Annotated in this window: 10 protein-coding genes; 6 read left to right on the plus strand and 4 right to left on the minus strand. The window is 67.1% G+C overall.

Features of this window, described 5'->3' with window-relative positions:
- The first annotated feature begins 159 nt into the window (after positions 1 to 159).
- The 6 genes from H3O04_RS30130 (at position 160) to H3O04_RS30155 (ending at position 5756) form a co-directional block, all read left to right on the plus strand.
- Positions 160 to 834 carry a histidine phosphatase family protein gene (locus H3O04_RS30130; protein ID WP_202589065.1) on the plus strand — a complete coding sequence of 225 codons (675 nt, stop codon included), beginning with the start codon at positions 160 to 162 and terminating at the stop codon, positions 832 to 834.
- A gap of 19 nt (positions 835 to 853) precedes the next feature.
- Entirely contained in the window at positions 854 to 1885 is a 1032-nt protein-coding gene (locus H3O04_RS30135; RefSeq protein WP_202589066.1) for a phosphotransferase, read from the plus strand.
- 70 nt (positions 1886 to 1955) lie between these two features.
- Positions 1956 to 2720: an SDR family oxidoreductase gene (locus tag H3O04_RS30140; protein WP_012338952.1), complete on the plus strand. Its 765-nt coding sequence runs from the start codon at positions 1956 to 1958 to the stop codon at positions 2718 to 2720.
- Between the two features lie 7 nt (positions 2721 to 2727).
- Positions 2728 to 3486 carry an SDR family NAD(P)-dependent oxidoreductase gene (locus H3O04_RS30145; RefSeq protein WP_202589067.1) on the plus strand — a complete coding sequence of 253 codons (759 nt, stop codon included), beginning with the start codon at positions 2728 to 2730 and terminating at the stop codon, positions 3484 to 3486.
- Positions 3487 to 3526: 40 nt separating this feature from the next.
- A complete protein-coding gene (locus H3O04_RS30150) occupies positions 3527 to 4771 on the plus strand; it encodes an acyl-CoA dehydrogenase family protein (RefSeq protein ID WP_006480027.1) in 1245 nt (414 codons plus the stop codon).
- A gap of 79 nt (positions 4772 to 4850) precedes the next feature.
- Positions 4851 to 5756: a LysR family transcriptional regulator gene (locus H3O04_RS30155; RefSeq protein WP_077219753.1), complete on the plus strand. Its 906-nt coding sequence runs from the start codon at positions 4851 to 4853 to the stop codon at positions 5754 to 5756.
- A gap of 45 nt (positions 5757 to 5801) precedes the next feature.
- Here H3O04_RS30155 and H3O04_RS30160 read toward each other — a convergent pair whose 3' ends face one another.
- From H3O04_RS30160 to H3O04_RS30175, 4 genes are all read right to left on the minus strand, one after another.
- Positions 5802 to 6929, minus strand: coding sequence for a J domain-containing protein (locus H3O04_RS30160; protein ID WP_202589068.1), 1128 nt, complete (start codon positions 6927 to 6929; stop codon positions 5802 to 5804).
- A 108-nt stretch (positions 6930 to 7037) separates the two neighbouring features.
- On the minus strand, positions 7038 to 7193 hold the full coding sequence (locus tag H3O04_RS36360; RefSeq protein WP_237666481.1) for a hypothetical protein: 156 nt from the start codon (positions 7191 to 7193) through the stop codon (positions 7038 to 7040).
- Positions 7194 to 7264: 71 nt separating this feature from the next.
- Entirely contained in the window at positions 7265 to 9649 is a 2385-nt protein-coding gene (locus H3O04_RS30170; RefSeq protein ID WP_202589069.1) for a DNA polymerase II, read from the minus strand.
- Between the two features lie 79 nt (positions 9650 to 9728).
- Positions 9729 to 10025: a hypothetical protein gene (locus H3O04_RS30175; protein ID WP_202589070.1), complete on the minus strand. Its 297-nt coding sequence runs from the start codon at positions 10023 to 10025 to the stop codon at positions 9729 to 9731.
- Between the last annotated feature and the right edge of the window lie 241 nt (positions 10026 to 10266).

Genomic DNA, 10266 nt, shown 5'->3' on the forward strand with positions numbered 1-10266 from the left:
CCTGTGAAGGGGGCGGATCGGGCAGTATAAGTCGGACAAAGCCACGCCATCTGCGAAGGCAGGGGCATTTACATCATGAATGCCCGTTCATTCAACAAATAAATTTTAAAAATGGCCGCCCGCTCGCTATGCTGAATCCTTCACTCAGGCGAGCATGCAATGGCTGAACTCTTTCTGGTACGGCACGGGCAGGCGTCATTCGGCACCGACGACTACGACCGGCTTTCCGCGGCGGGCGACCAGCAGGGCGTCTGGCTCGGCGAATATTTCGCGCGGCAGGGCCTGACGTTCGACCGCGTGATCTGCGGCACGATGAACCGCCATGCGCAGACGGTTGCCGCGATTCTGCGCGGGATGGGCCGCGAAGGCGTCGCGGTGGACCGCCATCCCGGCCTGAACGAATACGATTTCCACGGGTTGTTCGCGGCCGCCGCCAGCGACTACCCGGAGATCGCGCGGCTCGCGGCCGGCTCGATGAAGGAGCATTTCCGCGCGCTCCGGCAGGTGCTGCAGCTGTGGACCGAGGACAAGCTCGGCGATGCGGCTCCCGAAACCTGGGCCCATTTCCAGCAGCGCGTGGCCGACGCGCGCGCGGCGATCCGCACAGGCGGCGGCCAGCGCGTGCTCGCGGTGAGCTCCGGCGGCCCGATCGCGGTCACCGTGCAGCAGGTGCTCGCGGCCCCGCCGTCGAGCGCGATCGCGCTGAACCTGCAGATCCGCAACAGCAGTCTTTCGCAGTTTTTCTTCAACGCCGAGGCGTTCCACCTCGCGTCGTTCAACGGCATCCCGCATCTGGAGGACCCCGAACGACACGCGCTGCGCACCTACGGCTGACCCACGAACGATCGCGACGATGACGAACCCTTCCCAGCAACTCGACGTAGCCCGCCTCACGCGCTATCTGGAAACGCACGTCCCGGGCTTCGAAGGCCCGGTCGACACGGAGAAGTTTGCCGGCGGCCAGTCGAATCCGACTTTCCTGCTGAATGCGAAGAGCGGCCGCTACGTGCTGCGCCGCCAGCCGCCGGGCGAACTGCTGAAATCCGCGCACGCGGTCGACCGCGAATTCCGCGTGCTCACCGCGCTGTCGGGCACCGCGGTGCCGGTCGCGCACCCGTATCACCTGTGCGAAGACCGCGACGTGATCGGCAGCCTGTTCTACGTGATGAGCTTCGAGGACGGCCGGATCTTCTGGGACCCCGCGCTGCCGGAACTGCCGCAGGCCGAGCGCGCGACCTGCTACGACGCGCTGCTGCGGACGATGGCCGCGCTGCACGACGTCGATGTCGACGCGGTGGGCCTCGCCGACTACGGCCGCCCGGGCAACTACTTCGAACGCCAGATCGGCGTGTGGACGAAGCAGTATCGCGCGGCCGAAACCGGGCGCCTCGATGCGATGGAGACGCTGATCGACTGGCTGCCGAAGGCATGCCCCGAAGACACGGGCCGGCCCGCACTGGTGCACGGCGACTTCCGGATCGACAACCTGATGTTCGCGCGCGACGGCTATCGCGTGCAGGCCGTGCTCGACTGGGAACTGTCGACGCTCGGCAACCCGCTCGCCGATCTCGCGTACTTCTGCATGTGCCTGCGGCTGCCGTCCGGCGGCCAGGTGCGCGGGCTCGCGGGCCAGGATCGCGCGGCGCTCGGGATTCCCGACGAAGCGGCGATCGTCGCGCGCTACTGCGAACTGCGCGGCATCGCGCCGATCCGCGACTGGCATTTCTACCTCGCCTTCAGTTTCTTCCGGCTCGCGGCGATCGCGCAGGGCGTGAAGGCGCGCGCGTTGCAGGGCAACGCATCGAGCGAGCAGGCGCTGCGCGTCGGCGAAATGGCCGGCCGGCTGGCCGAACTGGCCGTCGGCGTGATCGACGCGCATCGCTGAGATCGCCGCGAAGCGTCACGATTGCCCACGCGGCGATACGACAACTCAATCAATGGAGGAGCACAGCAACATGGCAACGAATCTGTTCGACCTGACGGGCAAGATCGCACTGGTGACGGGCGCGAGCCGCGGCATCGGCGAGGAAATCGCCAAGCTGCTCGCGGAGCAGGGCGCGTACGTGATCGTGTCGAGCCGCAAGCTCGACGACTGCCAGGCCGTGGCCGACGCGATCGTCGCGGCGGGCGGCCGCGCCGAAGCGCTGGCATGCCACGTCGGGCGCCTGGAGGACATCGCCGCAACGTTCGAGCACATCCGCGGCAAGCACGGCCGCCTCGACATCCTCGTGAACAACGCCGCCGCGAACCCGTATTTCGGGCACATCCTCGATACCGATCTCGCCGCGTACGAGAAGACCGTCGACGTGAACATCCGCGGCTACTTCTTCATGTCGGTCGAAGCCGGCAAGCTGATGAAGACGCACGGCGGCGGCGCGATCGTCAACACGGCATCGGTGAATGCGCTGCAGCCGGGCGACCGGCAGGGCATCTATTCGATCACGAAGGCGGCCGTCGTCAACATGACGAAGGCGTTCGCGAAGGAATGCGGGCCGCTCGGCATCCGCGTGAACGCGCTGCTGCCGGGGTTGACGAAGACGAAGTTCGCGGGCGCGCTGTTCGCGGACAAGGACATCTACGAAACCTGGATGACGAAGATCCCGCTGCGCCGCCACGCGGAGCCGCGCGAAATGGCCGGCACCGTGCTGTATCTCGTGTCGGACGCGGCGAGCTACACGAACGGCGAATGCATCGTCGTCGACGGCGGCCTGACGATCTGAGCGCGCGATGAAACTGGACAGCTACGCCGGCCAGGCCGTGATGATCACCGGCGCCGCGAGCGGCTTCGGCGCGCTGCTCGCGAGCGAACTCGCCGCGATGGGTGCGCGGCTCGCGCTCGGCGACCTGAACGGCGATGCGCTCGAACGCGTGACCGCGCCGCTGCGCGCGGCCGGCGCCGACGTGATCGCGCGGCGCTGCGACGTGCGTGTCGAAACGGAGGTCGCCGCGCTGGTGCAGGAAGCCGTCGCGCGCTTCGGGCGGCTCGACGTCGGCATCAACAACGCGGGCATCGCGCCGCCGATGAAGGCGCTGATCGACACCAACGAAGCCGATCTCGACCTGAACTTCGCGGTGAACGCCAAGGGCGTGTTCTTCGGGATGAAGCACCAGATCCGCCAGATGCTCGCGCAGCGCGAAGGCGTGATCCTGAACGTCGCGTCGATGGCCGGCCTCGGCGGCGCGCCGAAGCTCGCCGCGTATGCGGCGTCGAAGCATGCGGTGGTCGGGCTCACGAAGACGGCCGCGCTCGAATACGCGCGCCACGGCATCCGCGTGAATGCGGTGTGCCCGTTCTACAGCACGACGCCGATGGTCACCGACAGCGAGATCGGCGAGCGCCAGGATTTTCTGGCGCAGGGCTCGCCGATGAAGCGGCTCGGCCGGCCCGACGAAATCGTCGCGACGATGCTGATGCTGTGCGCGAAGGACAACACGTATCTGACCGGGCAGGCCGTCGCCGTCGACGGCGGCGTCTCGGCCTTCTGAACCGAACGAACGGAAACACGGAAATCTCGAGGAGTCGATCATGGACTTTGGCTACACCCCGAAAGTGGAAGCACTGCGCGAACGCGTGAGCGCATTCATGGATGCGCACATCGTGCCGCGCATCCGCCAGTGGAACGACGAAGTGCACGCGGGCCAGTATCCGGTGTCGTTCATGGAGGAACTGAAGGAACGCGCGAAGGCGGAAGGGCTGTGGAACCTGTTCCTGCCGCACCTGAAGGACGACGAGCCGGGGATGGGCCTGACGAACCTCGAATACGCGCCGCTCGCCGAGATCATGGGGCGCGTGAGCTGGGCGTCGGAAGTGTTCAACTGCAATGCGCCGGATACCGGCAACATGGAGCTGCTGCACATGTTCGCGACGCCCGAGCAGCGCGAACAGTGGCTGCTGCCGCTCTTGCGCGGCGAAATCCGCTCGGCGTTCGCGATGACGGAGCCCGATGTCGCGTCGTCGGATGCGACCAACATCACGACACGCATCGAGCGCGTGGGCGACGAGTACGTGATCAACGGCCGCAAGTGGTTCATCACGAACGCCGCGCATCCGAACTGCAAGATCTTCATCGTGATGGGCAAGACCGATCCCGAGGCCGAGTCGCACCAGCAGCAGAGCATGATCCTCGTGCCGCGCGACACGCCGGGCGTGACGGTCGTGCGCAACATCACGGTGGTCAATCACCACGCGCCGGAAGGGCACTGCGAGATCACGTTCGACAACGTGCGCGTGCCGGCGCGCAACCTGCTCGGCGAGGAAGGCAGCGGCTTCGCGCTCGCGCAGGCGCGCCTCGGGCCGGGCCGTATTCACCACTGCATGCGCTCGATCGGCGCGGCCGAGCTGGCGCTGGAGCTGATGGTCGACCGCGCGCAGTCACGCGTCGCGTTCGGCAAGCCGCTGAACCGGCACGGCACGGTCGGCGAATGGATCGCGCGCTCGCGTATCGAGATCGACCAGGCACGCCTCCTGGTGCTGAAGGCTGCGTGGATGATCGACAAGGTCGGCGCGAAGGCGGCGCGCAAGGAAATCTCGATGATCAAGGCGCTCGTGCCGACCGTCTATACGGACGTATGCGACCGCGCGATGCAGGTATTCGGCGCGGCGGGCTTGAGCCCCGATACGCCGCTGGCCGACCTGTGGACCTGGGGCCGCGCGCTGCGCTTCGCCGACGGCCCGGACGAGGTGCACCTGCAGGCCATCGCGCGGATGGAGATCAAGGACGGCGAACCCGGCGCGACGGCGCCGTACCTGACGCCGCCGCCGCGCGGCTGAGCGCCGCGCCGCACGGGAGCGCGACGTGGGTGAACGGGAGGCGCACGCCGTATTAAGATGCCGGCAAGGAGATCCGGCGATGCGCCTTTCGAAGATTGATCTGAACCTGTTCGTCGTATTCGAGGCGATCTACAACAAGCGCAACCTGACGCGCGCGGCCGAGGTGCTGAACCTCACGCAGCCGGCCGTCAGCAACGCGCTCGCGCGGCTGCGCAAGACGCTGAACGATCCGCTGTTCGTCAGCACGCCGGCCGGGATGATGCCGACGCCGATGGCCGAGAACATCGTCGGCCGCGTGCGCGAGGCGCTGCAATTGCTCGACTCGAGCGCGCACGAAGGCGACGTGTTCGATCCGGCTTCGTCGGAGCGCGTGTTCCGGCTCAGCATGAGCGACCTGACCGAGGCGCTGTTGCTGCCCGCGCTCGGCGAATTGCTGCAGACGCATGCGCCCGGCATGCACGTGCGCAGCTACACGATGGACCGCCGCGAAGTCGCGACCGCGCTCGCGAACGGCTCGGTCGACATCGCGATCGACGCGCCGCTGATCGGCGATCCGCATCTGCACCAGGCGCTGCTCGTGCAGGACCGCTACGCGTGCATGATCCGCGACGATCACCCGTTCAAGGGCGACACGCTGACCATGGACGACTACCTGTCGATGGGCCACATCCACGTATCGAGCCGCCGCAAGGGCAGCGGGCACGTCGACGCGGAACTGACGCGGCTCGGGCTGCGCCGCAACATCCAGATGCGCGTGCAGCACTACATGGTCGCGCCGCTGATCGCGATGCGAAGCGATCTCGTGCTGACGGCGCCGCTGCGGCTGCTGCAGCGCTATCCGGCGCGGATTCTCGAACTGCCGTTCGAGATGCCGGGGCTCGACTACTTCTGCTACTGGCATCGCAGCGCCGATCAGGATCAGGGCAGCCAGTGGCTGCGCGAGCAGTTGATGGCGTTGATGGGCGGGATGGGGGAGGTGCGTTGATGGGCGGGGTGTGCGCGTCGCGCGTTACCCCCGGCGCTTGCCGACTCAATACGAATCGTCGTCGAAGCGTGACGATGCCGGCCGGCGCTTCATGTCCTTCAGCCAGTTCCTGACCTGATCCGGGTCCTCGAACTCGCGCAGCGCGACGGTCAGATCCTGGTTGCTCCGCTGCGTGCCGGCAATGTCGCGTGCCAGCATGCGCAGCACGGTATCGGGCGCAACCTTGGTGGACGACGCGATCCCGTACGTGCGCCGGAAATCATTCTCGACGTGCACGATCTCCTGATCGAGTTCGCGCAGCTGTTCCTCGAGGATGCCGTTGTAGCGCGTGAGCCGCGCTTCGCCGAGGCCGTCGATCGCACGCCGGTCGATCTGTTCGATCTCCAGCTGCAGTTCGAGCAGTTGCAGCAGGTTGCCCTTCTCGTAGGCACGGTTGACCCGCTGCATCAGCACGGTCTTGCGTTGTTGCTCCTGCGGATCGGGTTCGCGATCGGGGTGCAGCGCGCTGGCCAGCTTGCGATAGATCTCGCGAATGGATTTGCTCGATTCGGCCTGCTCGGCTTCGATCCGGGCCTGCGCGGCCGATTGCTTCGGTGCCTTCTTGCGCTTCGCGCGCTGCGCCTCGCGGGCCGCGTGGGCGGCCATGTCGCGCTCGAACTGGGCGTCGAGTTCGGCCTGCATGCGTGCGGCGAGTTCGTCGGGTGACAGCGTATCGAGATCTTCCGGCGATTGCGGTTCGGGTTCCTGTTCCCGTCCCGGTTTGGCGGGCTCGGGAGCGGCCGCTGAGTGGCCGGTGTGCGCGGCTCCGGCATGCCGGTTGTAGATGATTTTCAACGTCGCGTCGTCGCTGACGTCGAGCAACTCGCGCGCCATATCCACGATCAGGTCGGACAGCGTGCGCTGCTCGGCCTTGCTCAGACCCTTCTGCAGGAACGCGTCGTCGAGCAGATGGATCAGCCGGATACGCAGCGCCGTCGCTTCCTGTTCGAGCGGCAACAGAGCGTCGACGAACTTCTTCTGGAACGCCGGCATCACGGCTTCCCACGCGCCGAGCCGCTCGCGCCGCTTTTCGATCTGCTTGACGAGCGTATTGAACGTTTGCTGGGCTTTCGACAGGCTGGCTGTCTCGTGGCCGGGTGCGATGGCGACCGCGGCACCGCGACGTGCGGTCATGATGAGTGTCCTCCGGCCGCGTCGGGACGCGCGGCAGGCCGGTATTTTAGCCGCATGCCCGCGAGGCGGCGCGGAGTTGGGGGCTTCCTCCCGGCGACCGGCGGCGCGTCAGTGCGTCACGGCCGCCGCTGCCGGCGCGCCGGAATCCGAACCCGGTGCGCCGTTCGGGCCGTAGGCCGCTTCGGCGTGCTTGTGTTCGGCGTGCGGCAGGTGGGTGCGCGCGAATGCCGGTCGATGCGGCTGCGGATCGATTGGTAGACCCATGGTCGACGCACGACGAACTGCCTGAAAGAATGGGTTGCGTGCGCAGTCGGCGCGGGCTGGAGGGTGGCCCTTCAATCGCCGAACAACTGCCCCTGTCCGGAGATCACGCGTTCGAAATCGTCGCGCAGGAACGGCAAGATCGCATCGGCGACGGGCTGAAGCTGGCGGCTCAGATAGAACGCATAGTCGATCGGCGAACGCATCGTTTCGAGCGGCTCGGGGCCGGCCGTCGTCATCACGTAGCTGATCCAGCCGCCGCGCTGATACTGCAGCGGCCGACCCTGTGCCTGATTGAACTCGTCAGCGATGCGTGCCGCGCGCACGTGCGGCGGCACGTTGCGCTCGTATTCGCGCAGCGGCCGGCGCACCCGCTTGCGGTAGACGAGCTGGTCGTCGAATTCGCCGGCCAGCGTGCGCCGCACGTAGTCGCGAATGAAATCCTGGTACGGTTCGCGCCTGAACACGCGCCGGTACAACTCGCGCTGGAATTGCTGCGCGAGCGGCGTCCAGTCGGTGCGCACCGTCTCGAGCCCCTTGAACACGAGATCCTCGCCGCCGTCGGCCGTTGCCGCGAGCCCCGCATAGCGCTTCTTGCTGCCTTCTTCCGCGCCGCGCACGGTCGGCATCAGGAAGCGGCGGTAATGCCGCTCGTATTGCAGCTCCAGCGCGCTGTCGAGCCCGAACTGCTCGCGCAGATGGGTATGCCACCAGCGATTCACGTGCTCGACGAGCGCGCGGCCCTTGGCGCCGGCTTCGTCGTCGTCATGCGCGTGGCCGAGCCACACGAACGTCGAATCGGTATCGCCGTAAATCACTTCGTAACCCTGAGCTTCGATCAGTTTGCGCGTGCGGTGCATGATTTCGTGGCCGCGCATCGTGATCGACGATGCGAGGCGCGGGTCGAAGAAGCGGCAGCCCGTCGAGCCGAGCACGCCGTAGAACGAATTCATGATGATCTTCAGCGCCTGCGACAGCGGCGCGTTGCGCTGCCGCTTCGCGTCGTCGCGGCCCTCCCATACGCGGCGCACGATGTCGGGCAGGCAGTGCGCGGTGCGCGAGAAGCGCGCGCCGAGAAAACCGGGCACCGATGCGTCGTCGCCAGGATTCGCGAGCCCCTCGATCAGGCCGACCGGGTCGATCAGGAACGTGCGGATGATCGACGGATAGAGGCTCTTGTAGTCGAATACGAGCACCGAGTCGTACAGCCCGGGCCGCGAATCCATCACGAAGCCGCCGGGGCTGTTCTGCCCCGTCACGTCGCCGAGGTTAGGGGCGACATAGCCGAGCCGGTGCATGCGCGGCAGGTACAGGTGCGTGAACGCCGCGACCGAGCCGCCGGTGCGATCGGCCGCGAGGCCCGTGACGCTCGCGCGTTCCAGCGCGAAGGACAGCAGGTCGGCCTTGTCGAAGATGCGCGTGACGAGTTCGCAGTCCTTCAGGTTGTAGCGCGCGAGCGCGGGCTTGTCGTGCTCGAAGCGGCGCTGGATCTCGTCCATCCGCTGGTACGGGTTGTCGATCGACTTGCCTTCGCCGAGCAGCGACTGCGACACGTATTCGAGGCTGAAGGACGGGAAGGTCCACGTCGCGGATTTCAGCATGTCGATGCCGTCGAGGATCAGCCGGCCGGCCGCGCCCGCGAAGAAGTGGTCGGGCTGCTGGCCGTGCGCGCGCCAGTCGAGCACGCTGCCGCCGCGCCCGAGCTTCAGCGGGATGCCGTATTGCTCCGCGTGCGCATGCAGGATGCGCAGGTCGAACTGCACGAGATTCCAGCCGATCACCGCATCGGGATCGTGCCGGTCGAACCAGTCGTTGAGCCGCGCGAGCATCGCGGGGCGGCTGTCGCAGTAGTCGAGGTCGAAGTCGAGGGTGCCTGCGCTGCCGCTCGCGTCGCCGTTCGGTGGCCCGAGCATGTAGACCTGGCGCTGTCCGCAGCCTTCGAGCGCGATCGAGTACAGCTCGCCGTGGACGCTGGTTTCGATGTCGAGCGACACGCAGCGTAGCGCGGGGCGGTAACCGGTTGCGGGCTTCAGCTCGCCGCCGGTGAGCGTGCCGTCGCGGCCGGGCTGGCCGCGAAACGCCACGCATGCGGTGATGAAGCGCTCCATCGCGTAGCGGTCGGGCGGCTGCACGTCGGCTTCGTAGACGTCGACGCCGGCGGCGGCCAGCCGCTTCTGGAGCCCGGACAGATGCCGGTAGCGCTTGCAATAGAGGCCGACGACGGGCCGCTGCCGGAAGTCGCGTAGCGCGAGCGGGCGCAATTCGGCTTCGCGCTCGCCGGCCAGTGCGCGTTCGGCGAGTGCCTGCTGTTCGGCCGGGATGAACGCGACGGCTTCCTGCGGGCGCAACCGCACGCGGCGCGGACCGCGTTCGGTTGCCAGCCAGAACTCGATCTCGATGCCGGAGGCGGTGTCCCGCCAGTGGCGGGTAAGGATGAAGCCCTGCTCGAACGCCGTCAAAACGCTTGCTCGTCGTGGATGCCCAGGCGGCGGATTTTAGCGCCTGGAAGCGGTTCGCGCCGAGAGTGGCGCGATGGCATCAGATGGCAGGAAGCCGGTGCGAGATGCGCCATCCCGTGCGGGCCGCATCGAGCGGCCGCAGCAACCAGCGGCGCGCAACGATCGCGTGGCGCTTCTGCGTGACGTATTCGTCTACGGCAAGTTCGAGGGTATCGTCACCGACGCGGGATAGTGTCGCGGTGGCGCCGGAGCCGTCCGCGAACTCGATGACGGCGGGGTGTGGTTTGGCGGTGCGCGGCGCATCGCGGTCGAGCGTCACGATGCTGCCCGGATAGAGGTGCGAATCGCTGGTACGCAGCAGGACGGCGGTGGGCATGGAAGGCGCTCCGGAAAACGCCGGCTTGGGCAACGTGTGAGCCGGATTCCGGAGCCTACCTGAAGGTGAGCGTTCGCGGGGTTATGGCGAGCGGCCGCCAGGATGGTCGGTGCCTGAGGCCGGACTCGAACCCACCCACAAACAAAGGAACGCTGCGCGCCATGGGAGAATAATGGGGACGAAAATGCAATCGTGGCGCAATACCCGGATCGACACGTCGCCCCCTTGACACTAGCACCAA

Origin of the sequence: Burkholderia sp. KCJ3K979, assembly GCF_016759955.1 — a bacterium.
Lineage (GTDB): Bacteria > Pseudomonadota > Gammaproteobacteria > Burkholderiales > Burkholderiaceae > Burkholderia > Burkholderia orbicola.

Bases quoted from the DNA above. Each gene is read 5' to 3' on its own strand.
- H3O04_RS30130 (WP_202589065.1), top strand. From the start codon at position 160: ATGGCTGAACTCTTTCTGGTACGGCACGGGCAGGCGTCATTCGGCACC.
- H3O04_RS30160 (WP_202589068.1), bottom strand. From the start codon at position 6,929: ATGACCGCACGTCGCGGTGCCGCGGTCGCCATCGCACCCGGCCACGAG.
- H3O04_RS36360 (WP_237666481.1), bottom strand. From the start codon at position 7,193: ATGGGTCTACCAATCGATCCGCAGCCGCATCGACCGGCATTCGCGCGC.
- H3O04_RS30135 (WP_202589066.1), top strand. From the start codon at position 854: ATGACGAACCCTTCCCAGCAACTCGACGTAGCCCGCCTCACGCGCTAT.
- H3O04_RS30155 (WP_077219753.1), top strand. From the start codon at position 4,851: ATGCGCCTTTCGAAGATTGATCTGAACCTGTTCGTCGTATTCGAGGCG.
- H3O04_RS30175 (WP_202589070.1), bottom strand. From the start codon at position 10,025: ATGCCCACCGCCGTCCTGCTGCGTACCAGCGATTCGCACCTCTATCCG.
- H3O04_RS30150 (WP_006480027.1), top strand. From the start codon at position 3,527: ATGGACTTTGGCTACACCCCGAAAGTGGAAGCACTGCGCGAACGCGTG.
- H3O04_RS30145 (WP_202589067.1), top strand. From the start codon at position 2,728: ATGAAACTGGACAGCTACGCCGGCCAGGCCGTGATGATCACCGGCGCC.
- H3O04_RS30140 (WP_012338952.1), top strand. From the start codon at position 1,956: ATGGCAACGAATCTGTTCGACCTGACGGGCAAGATCGCACTGGTGACG.